At 64.2% G+C, this 16,436-nt stretch carries 20 protein-coding genes; 18 read left to right on the top strand and 2 right to left on the bottom strand.

Annotated elements, in window-relative coordinates:
- Window positions 1-74: 74 nt before the first annotated feature.
- Both CUJ90_RS11455 and CUJ90_RS11450 read right to left on the bottom strand, forming a co-directional pair.
- Window positions 75-566 carry a hypothetical protein gene (locus tag CUJ90_RS11455; protein ID WP_083083971.1) on the bottom strand — a complete coding sequence of 164 codons (492 nt, stop codon included), beginning with the start codon at window positions 564-566 and terminating at the stop codon, window positions 75-77.
- Window positions 520-1,023, bottom strand: coding sequence for a helix-turn-helix domain-containing protein (locus CUJ90_RS11450; protein ID WP_083083970.1), 504 nt, complete (start codon window positions 1,021-1,023; stop codon window positions 520-522). Before CUJ90_RS11450 ends, CUJ90_RS11455 begins: the two co-directional genes overlap by 47 nt.
- A gap of 117 nt (window positions 1,024-1,140) precedes the next feature.
- Between CUJ90_RS11450 and CUJ90_RS11445 the strand changes: the two genes are divergently transcribed.
- From CUJ90_RS11445 to CUJ90_RS11360, 18 genes are all read left to right on the top strand, one after another.
- Window positions 1,141-1,374 (top strand): hypothetical protein, encoded by a 234-nt coding sequence (locus tag CUJ90_RS11445; RefSeq protein WP_083083969.1) that lies wholly within the window; start codon window positions 1,141-1,143, stop codon window positions 1,372-1,374.
- Between the two features lie 111 nt (window positions 1,375-1,485).
- Complete coding sequence (locus CUJ90_RS11440) at window positions 1,486-2,016, top strand: phage regulatory CII family protein (protein WP_110404823.1); 531 nt, start codon at window positions 1,486-1,488, stop codon at window positions 2,014-2,016.
- Window positions 2,017-2,415 carry a hypothetical protein gene (locus tag CUJ90_RS11435; protein ID WP_114162750.1) on the top strand — a complete coding sequence of 133 codons (399 nt, stop codon included), beginning with the start codon at window positions 2,017-2,019 and terminating at the stop codon, window positions 2,413-2,415.
- Between the two features lie 142 nt (window positions 2,416-2,557).
- A complete protein-coding gene (locus CUJ90_RS11430; protein ID WP_114162749.1) occupies window positions 2,558-5,089 on the top strand; it encodes a VapE domain-containing protein in 2,532 nt (843 codons plus the stop codon).
- Window positions 5,090-5,359: 270 nt separating this feature from the next.
- Complete coding sequence (locus tag CUJ90_RS11425) at window positions 5,360-6,112, top strand: DnaJ-like cysteine-rich domain-containing protein (RefSeq protein ID WP_083083965.1); 753 nt, start codon at window positions 5,360-5,362, stop codon at window positions 6,110-6,112.
- Window positions 6,113-6,503: 391 nt separating this feature from the next.
- Entirely contained in the window at window positions 6,504-7,067 is a 564-nt protein-coding gene (locus CUJ90_RS11420) for a helix-turn-helix domain-containing protein (RefSeq protein WP_208645215.1), read from the top strand.
- Window positions 6,949-9,021: a phage terminase large subunit family protein gene (locus CUJ90_RS11415; protein ID WP_340638531.1), complete on the top strand. Its 2,073-nt coding sequence runs from the start codon at window positions 6,949-6,951 to the stop codon at window positions 9,019-9,021. Before CUJ90_RS11420 ends, CUJ90_RS11415 begins: the two co-directional genes overlap by 119 nt.
- Window positions 9,022-9,043: 22 nt before the next feature.
- Window positions 9,044-9,250: a phage head-tail joining protein gene (locus tag CUJ90_RS11410; protein ID WP_073429762.1), complete on the top strand. Its 207-nt coding sequence runs from the start codon at window positions 9,044-9,046 to the stop codon at window positions 9,248-9,250.
- Window positions 9,247-10,770 carry a phage portal protein gene (locus tag CUJ90_RS11405; protein ID WP_244219914.1) on the top strand — a complete coding sequence of 508 codons (1,524 nt, stop codon included), beginning with the start codon at window positions 9,247-9,249 and terminating at the stop codon, window positions 10,768-10,770. Before CUJ90_RS11410 ends, CUJ90_RS11405 begins: the two co-directional genes overlap by 4 nt.
- Entirely contained in the window at window positions 10,771-11,970 is a 1,200-nt protein-coding gene (locus CUJ90_RS11400; protein ID WP_114162747.1) for a head maturation protease, ClpP-related, read from the top strand. It begins immediately after the preceding gene.
- Window positions 11,971-12,011: 41 nt separating this feature from the next.
- Window positions 12,012-12,356: a head decoration protein gene (locus CUJ90_RS11395; RefSeq protein ID WP_114162746.1), complete on the top strand. Its 345-nt coding sequence runs from the start codon at window positions 12,012-12,014 to the stop codon at window positions 12,354-12,356.
- Window positions 12,357-12,433: 77 nt separating this feature from the next.
- Entirely contained in the window at window positions 12,434-13,429 is a 996-nt protein-coding gene (locus CUJ90_RS11390) for a major capsid protein (protein ID WP_114162745.1), read from the top strand.
- Between the two features lie 10 nt (window positions 13,430-13,439).
- Entirely contained in the window at window positions 13,440-13,736 is a 297-nt protein-coding gene (locus tag CUJ90_RS11385; RefSeq protein ID WP_114162744.1) for a head-tail joining protein, read from the top strand.
- 37 nt (window positions 13,737-13,773) lie between these two features.
- On the top strand, window positions 13,774-14,313 hold the full coding sequence (locus CUJ90_RS11380) for a phage tail protein (RefSeq protein WP_114162743.1): 540 nt from the start codon (window positions 13,774-13,776) through the stop codon (window positions 14,311-14,313).
- Window positions 14,303-14,830 carry a hypothetical protein gene (locus CUJ90_RS11375; protein WP_114162742.1) on the top strand — a complete coding sequence of 176 codons (528 nt, stop codon included), beginning with the start codon at window positions 14,303-14,305 and terminating at the stop codon, window positions 14,828-14,830. The genes CUJ90_RS11380 and CUJ90_RS11375 overlap by 11 nt, the downstream gene beginning before the upstream one ends.
- Before the next feature lie 4 nt (window positions 14,831-14,834).
- Window positions 14,835-15,512 (top strand): phage baseplate assembly protein V, encoded by a 678-nt coding sequence (locus tag CUJ90_RS11370; RefSeq protein WP_114162741.1) that lies wholly within the window; start codon window positions 14,835-14,837, stop codon window positions 15,510-15,512.
- A gap of 247 nt (window positions 15,513-15,759) precedes the next feature.
- Window positions 15,760-16,113, top strand: a complete 354-nt coding sequence (locus tag CUJ90_RS11365; protein ID WP_073429777.1) for a hypothetical protein — start codon at window positions 15,760-15,762, stop codon at window positions 16,111-16,113.
- A 109-nt stretch (window positions 16,114-16,222) separates the two neighbouring features.
- Window positions 16,223-16,435, top strand: coding sequence for a hypothetical protein (locus CUJ90_RS11360; RefSeq protein ID WP_114162740.1), 213 nt, complete (start codon window positions 16,223-16,225; stop codon window positions 16,433-16,435).
- The last annotated feature ends 1 nt before the right edge of the window (window position 16,436 follow it).

Below are 16,436 nucleotides of genomic sequence, written 5' to 3'. Positions count from 1 at the left end.
TATATGACTTAATTCGCGCGAGTGATCGACGGCAGGACGGCGACTCGCGAGTGCGACGAGTCGCCGTTGTCTAGCTAGCCGTTCCGGCGCCGGGGATTAAGACTTAAACCAATCGTGAGTTGCGCCGCCAGTGACAGGGCGACGTCGACCCACGCGATTTGGTTGATGAAGATTGCGGCAAGGAACGCTGTGGACAGGAGGGGAATCATCCCAATTCTGCCAGCGCTGCCCCGCGGGCGTGGTTGATGGCGGAGTCTGTGCGCTCGGATGCGGCGCTGCAAGTCCAGCAGCCCCGATTCGATAGCAGGCGCGAATTCAGGTTCTATGCCGGTGGCCGCAAGGGTGACCGTGCCGTCTTGGGACAGCAGCACCGTTGCGAAGGCGATCGGGGGAGAGCTGAGTGAGTCGATTTGCGCGAGAACCGCTTCTCGGGCTCGATCAACTCTCTCTTGCTGGGAGCTTGTGGCGCTGGTTGTGCTGGCGTCGGCCGCCCTTAGCCGCGCGCGATACTGGGCCAGATCAGCGACGTCTGCGCTTTCCGCCCCGTGGTGTTTTTTGGTCTTCATCGATGCTCAACGTTTTGTTTGATAATTGACGTTGAGCTACGCGGCCTGCCATTTCCTTCTGTGCCGCCGTTGGGTAAATAGTTTTTGAGAAGTTCAGTGCGGTACCGGTGTCGGCCGCGTCCGCTCGATGCGATGCGAGGATGAAGTCGATGAATGCCTGGATCTTTGCGCGATCCTCTGCGGACAACTCGGCAAGGCTCTTTTCATCATATTCCAACGACGGAGATTGCGCGCTCTTGTCGGTCAATAGCTCAGTCAGGCTGACCCCCAGTGCGTCTGCCACTGCTTCCACGTGTCCCAGTTGCGGGTCTACCTCGGCGTTCTTCATTCGGCCGATCGTCCGTTGTGCAACGCCGGAGCGCGTTGCAAGTCGCATTTGAGTGTTGAGAACGGGGTGCGCATCCATTAGCCGGCTTAGATTGGCGGCAAGGACTTCCCGGATTGACGGCTTTTTCATGAAGGAATGTTGCCGAATATGGCTAGACACATGTGTCTAAGTTCATGGCAAAGTTGCCTTGAAAAATAGCCATAAAAGACTTAATATCGGGCTTCACTATGGCGTGAGGGCGCGGCGATGAATGAAAACGAGGAAACGTGGTTGGCGACTGTCGTTCGCTGCCTGCAGGAGACAAAGGGCAAGTGGCGGTCGATCGCAGATGCCACCGGCATACCTTACGACACGCTCACCAAGATTGCTCTCGGTCGGGTCGCAGACCCCAGAGTCTCCAATGTTGAGGCGCTGTTTAACTATTTTTCGGCCAACACCAAGCAACCGGCGGCGGCCGATTGCGCTCACACGACGCACTGACGGTTTCCTGAGCATGGCGTTTATCGCTGGTCGGGTCATGTTCGCATCGTACGGATGCCGGGTCGCGGTAAACAGAATGAAAAACACCCAATCCAAAGAATCGGGGCTGCAATGACGTGCCGATACAGTGGTACCGAATGGCTCGACGTCCTCTACACGTCGGTCCGCAATACGCCGGGTGGCGTGGCAGACGCGGCGAACTTCCTGACCCTGCGTCGTGGCAAGGGCATCGCCACCGAATCGTTGCGGCTGCGTCTGCGCGGGGAGGGCGAAAACCGCCTGTCGATGGAGATGTTCGAGCTGCTGATTGAATGGATGCAGGAAAAGAAGGAAAGCGCGCCATTCGCGCTCGACCCGTTACACGCGCTCAATGAGCGCTTCGGCCTGATCGCCGAGCGTAGTGTCGACGCGGCAGAACACGCCACCGACGATCACCACGATGTCGAATCGCTCACGCGCGCGACGCTGCATCTGCAGGCGCATGTCGGCGAGGTCGCATCGGAGGTCGTGCGTGCGGTCGCCGACCGTCGCATCGACATCAACGAGGCGGAACAGCTGACGGTGGTCAGCCGCAAGGGCCAGCGCCTCTTCGAGCGCCTGATCAGGACGGCCGGCCGTCTCGCCAAACTGGGCCGCAGGTAAGTGGCGCCGCGTTTCCCAATCGAGCGTTGCTGCTGCAACCCCGAGCGCGCCCGCATCCAGCTCGCGTGCGACGACGACCGGCGCCTTGCGTGCGCGATGCGACAGCTGGGCGTCGTCGCGCGTACTGATCCCCAGCAGGCCGCCGCATTCCTGCAGCCGCTCTTTTCCCCCTTTGCCGCCGACATGCTGCTTCAGGCCTGCCGGTCACTCGGGCTCGTCGATCTCTGGATTTCGTGCGCGGCCCGTTACTGCGCGGCGCGGCCGACCCGCGACGAGCGCCGCAACTTCTTCGGCTACATCCGCTGGCACGTCGACGATGCGGAATACGCGCTGCTGACCGTGCGCCACGCCGCCGAATGGCATCGCCTGCGCGCGGGCCGCGCCACGGAGACAAAGTGACTTTGCACAGTGCCAGTTCATTGCTGCGCCGCCGCCATCCGGTACCGCGCCGGGCGTCGTCGGGGCGACAGATCTATGTCGCCGGACGGGCCGCCTGGCGCTCCTTCTCTCATCAACGCGAACTCGAAAGGAGAATTCTCGAATGTCTTCGCTAGACCAGATCATTTCGCAGCTTCAGTCGGCAGGGCATCCCGCGCTGCCCGACGGGCATCCCGCCGACGACGGCAAGCCGCATCGATACGGTCCGGGCAAGAAGTACTGGTACTCGCTGCACAGGATCGAGCGCGGTGGCCTGATCCTCGGCTATACCGGCGCGTTCGGCCGGTGGTCCGGTAACGACAACGGCGCACAGGCGTTCCAGTGGCAGGGCGAAGCGCTGACACCGGAAGACATCGATGCGGCCCGCCAGCGCCAGGAAGCGGCCGAACGCGCCGAAGCCGAAAAACGCGCGCATGCCGCGAAGATGGCGGCCAACCGTGCGCGCAGCCAGTGGCACAAGGCGCGCGACGAGGGCGCATCGGCCTATCTTGAGCGCAAGCAGATCACGCCAGAGGCCGTGCGCTTTGACGACGAGGGCACGCTGCTGGTGCCAATGTTCCAGTATGCGGACGGTATCCGCCTCGTCGGCCTGCAGAAGATCACGCCGGACGGCGCGAAGCGGTTCAACAAGGGTATGGAAAAGAAGGGCGCTTCGTTCATTCTCGGCGACCTTGCAGTGGATGACAGGGTCGCGATGATCGCGGAAGGCTACGCGACCGGGCGCTCGATCCGCATGGCAACGGACGAGGCGGTGCCGCTGTCGGTGTGTTTCGACGCGGCCGGCATCCGGCCCGCTGCGCGCTACCTGCGCGACACCTATCCGGACCTGCATCTGATGATCTGCGCGGACGACGACTGGAAGATCGAACAGCGCCTGCGGGAACACCTCGCCGACGAGTTCGGCTATGGTGGCGAACTCGTGATCGGTGCCGACGCCATACGTATCGAGACGAAACAGACGTGGTACAGGGTGCGCGCGCAGTTCAGGCGCGACGATCACGGCGTGGGATTCATCGAGCTGAGCTATGGCAATGACGTGATGCCTGAGCGCAAAAGGCGCTTCGAGAACACGGGCCTGAAGTACGCGCACGAAGCGGCAGCCGAGGTCGGCAATGCGAGCGTCGTGTTCCCGCGGTTCGCCGATCGTGGCGAGCGGAAGCTGACCGATTTTAATGACCTTCATTGCGAGGAAGGGCTCGATGCGGTCAGGCAGCAGATCCAGTCGGCCCTGCTCACAGCTATTGCGCCAGCCGGGACCGTGTCGCCGGTGGCGGCAACCGGCACGCGCACGGTAACTGGTGCGGAAGCTGTTCCGCACCCAACGTCCGCTGGCGCTGCACCGGAGGAATGGGACGGGCGGGAGGCAGAGAACGGCGCGCATACGTGGGAAATGAAGCTCGCGCGCTCGGACAAAGGCACCTTGCTGCCCACACTCGGCAACGTGCACCTGATCCTCGCGAACCATAAGGCGTGGCAGGGTGTGATCGCCCAGGATGACTTCGCGGGCCGCGTCGTCAAGCGCAAGGTGCCGCCCTTCCAGCAGGGCGAACTGGGCGAATGGTCGGACATGGACGATATCCGCTGCGTGCTGTGGCTGTCCCAGTCGTACGGGATCGCGGTGCGACAGGACATCGTGATGAGCGCCGTGCTGCTCGTCGCCGACCGGCATCACTATCACGACGTGCGCGAATACCTCGAAGGGCTGGTCTGGGATGGCACGCCGCGCGTGCGTTCGTGGCCGACGAAGTACCTGCACGTCGCCGACAGCGAATACGTGCAGCTTGCCGGCATGAAGTGGATGATCGCCGCCGTCGCGCGTGTCATGCAACCCGGCTGCAAGGCCGACAACGTACTGATTCTGGAAGGCAAGCAGGGGTGGGGCAAATCGACGGCGCTCGAGGTGCTGGCCGGCAAGCCGTGGTACACGAATTCCCCGATCCGCATCGGCGAGAAAGACACGTACGCGGTGATGGCCGGCAAGTGGATCATCGAGCTGGCCGAGCTCGACTCGCTGAACAAGAGCGATTCGTCGGCGGCAAAAAGCTTCTTCGCGACCGAGACCGACCGCTTCCGGAACTTCTACGGCAAGCGGGCGACCGACGTGCACCGGCAGGGTGTCTTCGCGGGTTCGGTGAACTTCGATACCTACCTGAAGGACGAATCCGGCAACCGGCGTTACTGGCCGATCCGCGTCGGTGGTCCGGTCGATATCGAGGCGCTGCGGCGCGATCGCGACCAGCTATGGGCAGAAGCCGTGCACCTGTATCGCAGGCGCGTCATCTGGCACGTGACCGAAGAAGAGCGGCCCCTGTTCGAGATCGAGCAGACCGAGCGCTACGAGGGCGATGTGTACGAGGACAAGATCGCGCGCGCGATCGAGTATTCATCGCGCACGACGATGGAGGAGATCCTCGCCGATGTCCTGAAGCTCGATACGTCCAAGTGGACACTTCCGGAGCAGCGGCGCGTGGGCAAGGCGCTCAAGTCCCTTGGCTGGGTGCGCAAGCGGGAGTCGACGGGCAAGCGCGGCTGGTACTACGTCCCTGAAGAAGAGGCGCCGGTCGCCGCGGACGCGGTCGCGGCGGTTGCGGCGATCGCGGTGGCAGCGGGTGATGACGATGACAGCCCGCTCTGACCGTATGACGTTGCGCGGATTCATGGTGATGTCCAACACCGCGCAGCGCGCCATGTCCGACGCGCTGGCGCGCTGCTGCGCCAGCGTCGGCGCGCGGCCGGCTGTGCCTGGAGCCGACCCATGTCCCAACGTCCCAAGGGTCGCCCTCACGTGGGTGCGCAGGCGGGCGACATGCGCGACGTGTGCAGCACGCATGTCGCGCGCTGCGCTCGCACGCCTGACCTTTTTCCCTTGGGACATCAGGACATTGGGACATGAAGGAGTTGATCGATGAGCGAACTGAAGGAAAGAGCCGGAATTGCGATGAACGTGCGGGTGCAGCTTGCCGATGTCGCGCCGGATCGCCAGGTTACTTTGGGTGCGCTCGCGATGGTCGACGAGCTCGGCAACATGCTGTGGCATATGAAGTACGGGCAGGACCTGCGGCGCCGTGCGTTGCACCGCGCATCGCTGCTGCTTGCGTCGCGAATCGCGGACGGCAGTCGGTACCGGCGCGGCAAGTCCGCCGGTGCGAAGTTCCGTGACGCGAAGTTGCGTGACCCGAAGCGTGACGGTGAAGTTGCATCGGATGGTCCGTCGTTGCTTGTGCGCTTCGCCGAGCGTGCGATCATCGAATGGATTGCTGACCAGTGTTCTGCATGCGGCGGTCGGGGCATGCGCGGCGGTGGCGGAAGGATCGTGCGCCGCGTCGATTGCAGGTCCTGCCGGCCGGTGCGCGACGCCATCGATGCGCGCCTGCGTTTCTCGCGCTGGCCGATCAGCGATCGCGAGCCCTGTCCGACGTGCTATGGAAAGGGCTTTTACGAAGAGCGGCCATTCGCGGAAGTGCCGCACCTGTGCACGCATTGCAACGGCAGTGGAAAGGAACCGGTCAACGCCGCGAAGCGGGCGCAGGCACTCGGCGTGCCGCTCGATCAGTATCATCGTCGATGGGCCGCCCGCTTCGAATGGCTCGGCGCAGTGCTCACGCAGATTGATTCGATCACCGAAGCGCAGTTCAGGCGAGGATTGCGTGGTGCCTGACGCTTGCATTTCAGAAAACACACGACTAGACTCGCGTTCGTTTGATGAGCAAATGAATTCGCTGGCACCGCGCGTGAGTCGTGCAACCTCCTCGGGACAAAAGAAGAATTAACGGAGCCTGTTGAGTACGGTGGAGTCGTTCGCCCTGAATTTCTGTGAAGCCCTGAGTGCGTGAGCCTCGGGGCTTTTTGCATTGGAGCGGTGAAATGCTCACGCGGTCGCGGCCGGACCGGTGGGTTCTGCGCGGTGCCGGCCTTTGGGTCGCGACGTCGCCCCGGCGCTCTGGCCTCTTGTTGCATTTACCCGCCGGGGACCCTATAGCCGCTCAGGACACGGGGGCTCGCACCCGCGTTTTTTCTCTACTGGTGATTCCCCAGGGGGGGTCATATTCATGCCAACCCAACAGCAGATCGCCGATCACCTGGACCTCGACCAGTCGGCCGTGTCACGCCTCGTCGACAAACTCGGCATCGACTACCGGCAGGCGTCGGTGGACGACGTGCGCATCGCGTACATTCGCCACCTTCGTGAAATGGCGGCTGGTCGTGGCAGTAACACCGGGATCGATCTCGTCGCCGAGCGCGCGATGACGGAGCGGGTCGATCGCGAAATCAAGTTATTGACCCTCGCGGAAAAGAAAGGGCAACTCGTCAACGCAGAACAGCTGGAACGGGCCTTCGGCCAGATGGTCGGCGCGTTCCGCTCGGACCTGCTGTCGCTGCCGGACCGGATCGCGCACGAGTTGCGCACGCTTTACGGGATCGACGTTGACGTCGAACTGCTGAATGAACACATCAATGGATGTCTCGAGCAGATGGCTCGATACGACGCAGACAGTGCGCGCAGTGATGCGGCGTCTGGCGAACCTGCTGAAGCCCGCCGAGAAGATCGGGACGACGCAGTGGGCCACGCGTTACCGCCGTCTGAGTGCGAAGGCGACGGCGCGGCCCGGTAAATACAATCCGGACATCACGCCGTGGGTGCACGGCATGCACGCGGCGCTGGACGATCCGCGCGTGCAGAAGGTCGTCTGCATGAAGTCGGCGCAGGTCGCCTGGACCGATGGCGTGCTGCTGAACTACATCGGGCGGCGCATCGACATCGATCCGTGCCCGATGATCATCATGTTCGCCAGGGAGAAGTCGGCGAAGGACTTCAATGATGAGAAATTCAAGCCGATGGTCGAGGTCACGCCGCGGTTGCGGGACAAGCTGCCGGCGCATGCGGGTCGCGCCCGCGACGAGCGATGGGACAACAAGGTATTTGCGAGCGGCTTCCTGAAATTCATTACGTCGAACTCGGCGTCGAGCGTGAAGTCGACGCCCGCGCCGGTGGTGGCCGTGGAAGAGCCCGACGAAACCAACGAGAACGTTCGCGAGCAGGGCGATTCGATCACGCTGCTCGAGGAGCGCACCAAGAGCTATTCGAACAGCCGTCGCAAGGTCATCTTTGGCGGCACACCCACGATCGAGGGCTTCTCGCGGATCGCGCAGGCCTATGAGTCGTCGGACCAGCGCCGGTATCTGGTGCCGTGTCCCGATTGCGGCGAAGAGCACGAACTGGCCTGGGATAACGTCACGTGGACCGAGAATGCGGAGAAGCCGCATGAGGTGTTTGGGCTGGCGACGCCCGAGTCCGCGCGCTACGCGTGCCCGTTCTGCGGCAGTCTGTGGGACGACACCGCGCGCTTTCGCGCGGTGCGGCGCGGGCGGTGGGTGGCGACCGCCGCGTTTCACGGCGTCGCGGGCTTCCGGCTCAATGAACTCGTGTCGCCGTTTCCCGGCTCGCGGCTCGCGGAGCTCGTCAAGAAGCGGCTCGTCGCGGAAAAAGCGCTGCGCGCGGGCGACGACACCAAGATGCGCTCGTTCGTCAACAACACCGAAGGGCGCCCGTACCGATACGAGAGCGATATTCCCGAGATCGATCTGCTCGCCGAACGTGCGCTCGACTATGACGTCTTCACCGTGCCGGCCGGCGCACTGGTGCTCACCGCCGGCATTGACGTGCAGCATGACCGGATCGCGATCGTGCTGCGCGCCTGGGGCCGCGGCGAGGAAAGCTGGCTGGTGCTGTGGGATGAAATCTACGGCAACGTGCTCGAGCAGGGCACCGATCCGATGGTGGGTGGTGTATGGGGCGCACTCACCGATCTGCTCACGCAGGGCTACCGGCATGCGAACGGCTGGGTGCTGCGCGTAAAGGCCGCGTCGATCGACTCGTCGGACGGCTCGACGTCGGATGCGGTCTATCGCTATGTGCGTGTCGCGCAGAAGCGCGGCATCAACATCATGGCGATCAAGGGCGCAAAGCAGATCGATGCGGAAATATTCAGCGTGCCGAAGGCGCCAGTCGACTCGGTGCGCAACAACAGCAAGGCCGCGAAGTACGGGCTGCGCCCGTACATGGTCGGTGTGAGCAAGGCGAAGGATCTGATTCTCGATAACCGGCTCAAACTCGAAGATGACGGCGCCGGCCGCATGCACTGGTACCGGGGCGCGCGTGCCGACTACCTGCAGCAGCTCACCGCGGAAGTGAAGGTACCGGGGCGTACCGGCAGCAAACGGATCTGGCAGAAGAAGGCCGGTGCACGCAATGAGGCGCTCGACTGCGAGGTGTACGCGTTGCACGCGGCGCGCAGCATCAAGACGCACCTCATGACCGAGGCGCACTGGATGATCGAGCAGCAGCGCCTGTCGCAGGTATCGCTGTTCGACACGGTACCGGTTGCCACCGGTCTGCCGGCAGTCGCGGAGATGAATCCGCCGCCGGATCCGCCGGTGGCGACGGCCGCACCCACACCCACACGCGCACCCGCACCACGCAACACACCTGAAACCCCGCCGCCGAGCGGGGTTTCGCGCATTCAGGGCCGGCGCACTGCGCGGTCAACGTATCTGAAGCGCCGGTAGCAGCACATGACAGGAGCACGGTATGGCCTATACAGCGGCGGATCTCGCCCGCATCCAGTCCGCGATCGCGAAGGGCGAACTCGAGGTCCAGTACGCGGACCGGAAGGTCCGTTACCGTTCGATCGCGGAACTGCGTGAAGCGCAGACCGAGATTGTGCGCGCGCTCGATCGGGCGAATCCGCGCTCGCGCGTGTTCCGTCTTCGGCACGGCGGCAAGGGGGTGCGATGAACGATGCAGGTAACCGCACCTATCCGTCACTCGCGAAGCGCGGTTTCGTGATGCCGACACGCCTGAAAGCGGCGGCCTATGAAGCGGCGAGTTCCGCTGGCGCACGCGCCCGGTCGTGGCAGACGTCAGGCGCCGGGCCGAATGCGGCGGCGGTCCAGAACCTGCCGCTCATCCGCAGCCGCGCGCGCGACGCGATCCGCAACGATCCGTGGGCGAAGACGGCGATCGCGCGGCTGGTGTCGAACACGATCGGCACGGGCATCCAGCCGCATCCGCAACACCCGGATCCCGTTGTCCGGCGGCAGCAGAAGCAGCTGTGGGACGACTGGGTTGGTGAGTCCGACGCGGACGGCCTGCTCGACTTTTACGGGCAGCAGACCCTCGCGGCGCGTGCGTTCTTTGGTGACGGCGAGGTGCTGGTGCGCCGGCGCATGCGTCATCCCGATGACGGCCTGCCGGTGCCGCTGCAGTTGCAAGTGCTCGAGGGTGACCTGCTGCCGGTCGAAAAGAATGAACTGCGGCCGGATGGCGGCGAGATCATCAACGGCGTCGAATACGACGGTGATGACCGACGGGTTGCCTATCACCTGCTGCGTCGTCACCCTGGCGAATACAACCGGATGACGGGCGGTGGTCTCATGACCGTGCCGGTTCCGGCTGACGACATGGCGCACGTGTTCCAGCCGCTGCGCGCGGGGCAGATTCGCGGCGTGCCGGAGCTGTCGACCGTGCTGCTGCGGTTGCACTCGCTCGACAACTTCGACGACGCCGTGCTGTTCCGGCAGGAAATCAGCAACCTGTTCGCGGGCTTTCTCGTGAAGCCGAATGCAGAGCCGGGCCTCCTGGGTGATCCGGTCACGGGCGAGGGGCTGGTTCTGGACTCGGACGGCTTCTCGCCGGTCGTGTCACTCGAACCCGGCACCGTGCAGGAACTGGCGCCGGGCGAGGACATGCGCTTTGCGACGCCACCGGGCGCCGGAGCCGATTACGGCCCGTTCATGCGCCAGCAGCTGATGGCCGCCGCCGCGTCGGTGGGCATGCCGTACGAGATCCTCACCGGCGATCTGCGTGAGGTGGGCGACCGTGTGCTGCGGGTGCTGCTCAACGAATTCCGCCGCTCGATCGAGCAGCTGCAGTGGAACATCTTCATTCACCAGTACTGCCGCCGCGCGTGGGCGTGGTGGGTTGACGCGTGCGCGTTGTCGGGCGCGATGTCGATGCCGGACTTCCATCGCACACGGCGTGAATACCTGCGCGTGCGCTGGGTGCCGCAGGGCTGGCCGTACATCCATCCGGTGCAGGACGTGAACGCGCAGAAGCTGGCGATCCGCTCGGGACTGACGAGCCGCTCGGCATCGATCCTCAAACAGGGCGAAGACCCGGAACAGGTCGACGGCGAAAACGCCGCTGACAACGCGCGGGCCGATGCGCTTGGCCTGCGTTACGACACCGATCCCCGCTCGCGCGACATCGCGGGCGATGGGGTACCCGATACGCTTATCCAGAAGCAGGAACCGTAGATGAAAAACCGTAAGTGGTGGGACATCCGGGCGATGACGAACGCGCAGGGCGCAGCCATCGCCGAGATCCGGATCTATGACGAGATCGGATTCTGGGGCACCGATGCAAAGACGTTTATCGCGCAGCTGGATGCCGCCGCGGCGAGCGCAATGGAGGTCATCGTCGCCGTGAATTCGCCGGGCGGCGACGTGTTCGACGCGTTCGCGATCTACAACGCGCTGCGAAGGTACGCCGGCAAGGTCACCGCACGCGTCGATGGCGTGGCTGCGTCCGCCGCCGGACTGGTGGTGATGGCGGGCGACCAGGTCGTGATGCCTGAAAACGCCATGCTGATGATTCACAACCCGTGGACGATCGCGCTTGGTTCGGCGGCGGATCTGCGCAGCACGGCCGACATGATGGACAAGGCGCGCGACGGCATCCTCGCCGCGTACCGGCGCAAGAGCGGCCAGACGGACGGGGAACTCACCGCGATGATGGATGCGGAGACGTGGCTTACCGCGCTCGAAGCGCAGTCGCTTGGCTTCTGCGACGTGATCGAGGAGCCGGTGCGACTGGCGGCGTCGACGAATGCGGCCGGCCTGCTTGCCCGTTTCAGGAATCCGCCGGAGCCGGTGCAGGCGCTGGTCGAGGCGGAGGGCGATGCGCCGACCGCAGATCCATCGACCGCAGATCCATCGACCGCAGATCCATCGAGCGCAGATCCACCGGCTAATGATCCACCGGTCGGTGATCCGCCGGCGTCGACTCCACCCGAACCGTCGCCGCCGGATCCGGCGCCCCCCGAGCCGGTGCCAGCACCGGAAGAGGCCGGCGTGCTGGCCGCCCATGTGTTTAACGCCTGCCGCGCAGCCAACCTGTCCATGTGCGCGGAAAACATCGTCACGCTCACCGCCTTGAAGGATCGCGCCACGATCGACGCAGCAGTCCGGAACGCAACGGACATTGCCGGCCTGTGTCTGGCGGCGAAGCTGCCTGAACTGACCGCGCAGTTTGTTGGCGATGGCCTGAACCCCGACCAGGTGCGTGCGCGCCTGTTCGATCGCGTCACACAGAGCCAGCCGCGCGTGAACAACCGGCAGCAGCCGGTCCCGCATGCGGCCGGCCGATCTGTGCTGGGTACGACGCAGGGTGCGGCGCCGGGTCCGAAGGCGTCGTCGATCTACGCCGCCCGCAGGGGCGTCGCAAAGTCACTTTGATAACGGCCTGTTCATCTTCAGGCGCACACAGGAGCAACGGTATGACCACCATCAGGACGCAGGGCATGAACACCCGCGAGTTTCTTCTTTCTGAAGGCGCGGGCCGCATCTCGCGCGAGCAGATCGTCGTCGCGAAAGGCGACGCGCTGCCGGCCGGCCAACTGCTCGGCACGACCGGCACCGGCGAATATGCGCCGTATGACAACACGGCAACCGACGGTTCCGAGATCGCGACCGCGATCCTCTACGGCCCCCTTGCGGCATCAACGGACCCCCGTCCGGCCGTCGGCATCGTGCGTCTCGCCGAGGTCGCCGAAGCCCGACTCACGGGGCTCGATGCCGCCGCGCGCAGCGATCTCGCCGCGCACTACGTGATCGTCCGCTAACCCCCGCCGTCGTTCCGACCATGTGGCCGTCGCCAAACGCCGGCGGTCGCATCACATACCCACTCCAGGAGAATCTTATGGCGGATATCGCCCTTCTCAATGACGACGCGTTCTCGCTGTCGTCGCTCAGCGCTGCGATCAACGAGCAGCCGCAGGTGCCCAGCCGGCTCGCCACCCTCGGCCTCTTCGAGGAAGAAGGCATCACGACCACCGTGGTGCAGATCGAGCGCGACGGCGACACGCTCGCACTCGTGCCGACCGGGCAGCGTGGCGCTTCCGGCGCTGTCGTCGTCGGCAGCAAGCGCAACATGATTCCGTTCAACACGGTTCACCTGCCGCAGCGCGCGACGATCGGCGCCGACGAGATCCAGAACCTGCGCGCATTCGGCTCGGAGACCGAGCTCGAAGCGATCCAGACCGTCATCAACAAACGCCTCGCGAAAATGCGTCGGCAGCTCGACGCGACGCACGAATTCCACCGGATCGGCGCGGTCAAGGGGCTGATTCTCGATGCCGACGGCAAGTCGGTCGTGGCGGACCTGCTCGATCGCTTTGGCATCCAGCAGACGGTGATCAGTTTCGAGCTCGGCAAGGCCGACACCGAGGTGCGCCTCAAGTGTGCGGATCTGCTCGACGCGACCGAAGATGCGCTGGGCAATACGCCCTTTACCGGCGTGCGTGTGCTGTGCGGCCGTAACTTCTGGAACCGTCTCATTGTCCTGAAATCGGTGAAGGAAACGTACCTCAATACGGCGATGGCGTCGGCGCTGCGAGGCGACGCCCGCGACACCTTCGAATTCGGCGGCTGCACCTTCGAGCGCTATCGCGGTCGCGTCGGCGACATCGGCTATGTGGCTGACGATGAAGCGTGGGCCGTTCCGGAAGGTGTGCCGGACCTGTTCATCACGCGCTTCGCTCCCGCGGACTACATGGAGACCGTCAACACGAATGGCCTGCCGTATTACGCGAAGCAGGAGCTGATGGATTTCGGCAAGGGCGTCGAGCTCGAGGCGCAGTCCAATCCGATCCACCTGTGCACGCGTCCGAAGGCCGTCATCAAGCTGACGGTCTGAGGAGACGCGTATGGCGTTCCGTGATCTGGTCGCGGATCTCGACGACGCCGTGATCCGCGATCTGGCCGACGACGACATCACCGTCGACGGCGAGCCGCTGCGCGGCATGTTCGCCGCGCCCTGGCTCGGTCCGGATCTCGGACGGCAGCGCACGCAGCTCGAGCATCCGCAGGTGAGCGTGCGCGAGGCGGACGCCGTCGCGATCCGCGAGGGCAGCATCGTGACGGTCGGCGTCGATGACTACGTCGTCTTCGAACTGCAGCCTGACGGCACGGGCTGGACCGTTCTGCTGCTAAGACCCCGCTGATCAGTGCCGCTAAGACCCCGTTGATGAGGCGCTGCTGATGGATGCACTGAAAGTCGAGATCGACGTAAACGAGGTGACCGCCGCGCTGCAGGGGTTGTCGCCCTCTGCCATGCAGGCTGCGTGGCGTCGCACGCTGCGCAAGACCGCGGCATGGATCAAAAGCCAGACCGGCAAGGAAGTGTCCCGCGGCACGCAGATCCCGCAGAAGGTGATTCGCAGCCGGCTGTACTTCTTCATGCGTTCGGCTGACACCGGCAAGGTGTGGCTCGGACTGAATCCAGTCGAAGCCCACCGGCTGGGATCCGTACGCGAAACGAAAAAAGGCATGCGCGCGGGGCGGTTCGCCTTCGATGGCGCTTGGCGGCAGACGAAGGCCAAACCGGACGGGCCGATCTATCAGCGAACAGGCAAGGCCCGCACGCCGTTCGAGGTCGTGACGGTGAACTGGTCGAAGACCGGCGACCCCGCGTTCCGTCGCGCCGCGCAGATGTGCGAGGCGCGGCTGATGGTCATCCTGAAGCAGGAAGTGAACTACGAAATCCAGAAGGCGACAGGAGGTATCCGGCGTGCTCGATAACCTGAAAACGTTGCATGACGCGATGATCGCGGGCCTGCGAACCGCGCTGCCCGACATCTCGCCGATCGATGCGTATCCGCGCATCGGCCGGAAGATTCCAACGCCCAGCATTGCAGTAGAAATGTCGGAAATGGAACCGGGACATGATCCCGGCACCGGTCAGACGTCGCTGATCGGGCGCTTCCAGGCGCGGGCGATCTGCGATCCGCTTGGGCTGCACGCGGATCTCGCGGTGCGCGAGCTGGCCGCGCGCATCGCGTGCGCCGTGCACGCGCAGACCTGGGAGGTGCCAGTGACACCGGCGAAGCTCGTGCAGATCGGCGACGATCCGTTCAGGCCGGAGCTCGACGCGTATCTGGTCTGGCTCGTCGAGTGGACGCACGAGTTTGATCTCGGTGATGTCGCCGCGCCGTTCCCCGCGGTCGGCTCCGCTGTGCTGTGGGGCGTCGATCCTGACACGGGTACTGCGGCGGGCGCGGAGTACCTGGACCCGGCACAGGACCTGTCCGGAGGATAGCCACATGAGCGACTACGAGATTGGCGAGATCGATCGCCTGATCGCGAGCATCGTGCAGGCGGGCTATATCGATGATGTGCAGTACGAGCCGCCGCGCTGCCGGGTGCGCAACGGCGAGTGGGTCAGCGCGCTCCTGCCGTGGAAGACATTTGCCGCCGGACGGGTGAGAACGTGGTGTCCACCATCGATCGGTGAGCAGGCCGTCGTGCTGGCGCCGTCGGGCACGCTTGCCGGTGCGTTCGTGCTGGCCGGCTTCTATAGCGACACGCACGGCGGGGCCAACGGCCATGCCGGGAACCTGACGGCGACCGACTGGCCGGACGGCGCGCACGAGCATTACGACCACGATGCGCACGAATATGTGCTGTCGGTGCCGGCCGGCGGCCGGATCGTTTTCCGCATCGGCGACACGCAGATGGAACTGACGGCGGATGGCATCACGCAGGCCGCGCCGAAGCTGCTGGTCGATGCGCCGGATTCAACGTTCACCGGCAACAGCACGACGCAGAAACGGTTGACGTTCCAGGGCGGCATGACGGGCAGCAACGCGGCGGGCGGTCCCGCATCGGAGATCGACGGTGATGCGAGTTTCACGGGCACCGTTAAATCGAAGGGCGTGTCGCTGCCGGATCACAAGCATATGAGTAACGGTGCGGGGGCGCTGAGTGATCCGCCTGTCTGACTATTGCAAAGCGACTTTGCTCCTGTTTTTTTTTGAGGCCCATACACGTGCTGTTCAACCCATGACGGAAGGACTATTTCAAGCTCGCGCGTCGAAGGGCAAAGTCTGATCACGTGCCTGACCGGCCGGAGTTTCTTGTGATTCGCCGCTGACGGCCGTTTGCGGATCCTGCAAGGGCCTGGGCACGGCGGCTGTCCGACACACGTTGATGGCGGAGCCTTGAATCCCGTTTGACAGGAGAGAAAAAATGGGCCTGGAAGATACCGTTGTACGTTCAATCATCAGCCACACTCCGCAAGGAGTCACGCTCGCTCTCGACAACAATCAATGCCTGTATTACCAGGGCGACGGCGCGGCGGCGACCTATGTGAACCGGGTGCAGCAGCAGACCGCAAGGCTTTTCCTCAAGGCATCGGATCAGACTCAGGGCGCCGCGCGGGATATCACCTCGCCTGTCGATTCGCATGGACGGCCCGCCGTCTATTACGTTTTTCCCGTCGCCTGGCTACCCGGACTTCTGCAGTGGCATTTCAACGCCAACAAGCATCTGGAAGCACCGCCGGCGCACCCCTGGACCGGCATCGATGGAGATCCCGCATAGACGGAGCTCAGATCCGGGCGGATCTTGCCGCTGAACTCAAACCAGTTTTCCTGGCCCCGCTTTCGCGGGGCTTTTTTATTGGAGTCCCGAAATGCCGAATGATAGTGATATGCCAGTGCCGGTCCCGGTTCTCGCGCCGACGGTCGCCGCGGATATCGTACCCGTCACTTTCCGCGATAAGGCGTTCAGGTCGCGCACGCTGGTGTTTGCCGACGGTAGCACGCTCGCCGTCGAGAGGAGCACGGTGACCGCTACCGACGAGGAACAGATCGCGCTGCTCGAGCGCCATCCCGATTTCGAACGCGTCGCGGACGGTTCCTGAC

Source organism: Paraburkholderia terricola, assembly GCF_003330825.1.
Classification (GTDB): Bacteria; Pseudomonadota; Gammaproteobacteria; order Burkholderiales; family Burkholderiaceae; genus Paraburkholderia; species Paraburkholderia terricola.
The sequence above is the reverse complement of the archived record's forward strand: the minus strand, read 5'-3'. Positions and strand labels throughout refer to the sequence as shown.

What these genes read in the sequence shown, in the direction of transcription:
- CUJ90_RS11445 (WP_083083969.1), top strand. Translation starts at nt 1,141, where the DNA reads ATGAATGAAAACGAGGAAACGTGGTTGGCGACTGTCGTTCGCTGCCTG.
- CUJ90_RS11430 (WP_114162749.1), top strand. Translation starts at nt 2,558, where the DNA reads ATGTCTTCGCTAGACCAGATCATTTCGCAGCTTCAGTCGGCAGGGCAT.
- CUJ90_RS11440 (WP_110404823.1), top strand. Translation starts at nt 1,486, where the DNA reads ATGACGTGCCGATACAGTGGTACCGAATGGCTCGACGTCCTCTACACG.
- CUJ90_RS11390 (WP_114162745.1), top strand. Translation starts at nt 12,434, where the DNA reads ATGGCGGATATCGCCCTTCTCAATGACGACGCGTTCTCGCTGTCGTCG.
- CUJ90_RS11395 (WP_114162746.1), top strand. Translation starts at nt 12,012, where the DNA reads ATGACCACCATCAGGACGCAGGGCATGAACACCCGCGAGTTTCTTCTT.
- CUJ90_RS11400 (WP_114162747.1), top strand. Translation starts at nt 10,771, where the DNA reads ATGAAAAACCGTAAGTGGTGGGACATCCGGGCGATGACGAACGCGCAG.
- CUJ90_RS11385 (WP_114162744.1), top strand. Translation starts at nt 13,440, where the DNA reads ATGGCGTTCCGTGATCTGGTCGCGGATCTCGACGACGCCGTGATCCGC.
- CUJ90_RS11370 (WP_114162741.1), top strand. Translation starts at nt 14,835, where the DNA reads ATGAGCGACTACGAGATTGGCGAGATCGATCGCCTGATCGCGAGCATC.
- CUJ90_RS11425 (WP_083083965.1), top strand. Translation starts at nt 5,360, where the DNA reads ATGAGCGAACTGAAGGAAAGAGCCGGAATTGCGATGAACGTGCGGGTG.
- CUJ90_RS11405 (WP_244219914.1), top strand. Translation starts at nt 9,247, where the DNA reads ATGAACGATGCAGGTAACCGCACCTATCCGTCACTCGCGAAGCGCGGT.
- CUJ90_RS11365 (WP_073429777.1), top strand. Translation starts at nt 15,760, where the DNA reads ATGGGCCTGGAAGATACCGTTGTACGTTCAATCATCAGCCACACTCCG.
- CUJ90_RS11450 (WP_083083970.1), bottom strand. Translation starts at nt 1,023, where the DNA reads ATGAAAAAGCCGTCAATCCGGGAAGTCCTTGCCGCCAATCTAAGCCGG.
- CUJ90_RS11360 (WP_114162740.1), top strand. Translation starts at nt 16,223, where the DNA reads ATGCCAGTGCCGGTCCCGGTTCTCGCGCCGACGGTCGCCGCGGATATC.
- CUJ90_RS11420 (WP_208645215.1), top strand. Translation starts at nt 6,504, where the DNA reads ATGCCAACCCAACAGCAGATCGCCGATCACCTGGACCTCGACCAGTCG.
- CUJ90_RS11455 (WP_083083971.1), bottom strand. Translation starts at nt 566, where the DNA reads ATGAAGACCAAAAAACACCACGGGGCGGAAAGCGCAGACGTCGCTGAT.
- CUJ90_RS11410 (WP_073429762.1), top strand. Translation starts at nt 9,044, where the DNA reads ATGGCCTATACAGCGGCGGATCTCGCCCGCATCCAGTCCGCGATCGCG.
- CUJ90_RS11380 (WP_114162743.1), top strand. Translation starts at nt 13,774, where the DNA reads ATGGATGCACTGAAAGTCGAGATCGACGTAAACGAGGTGACCGCCGCG.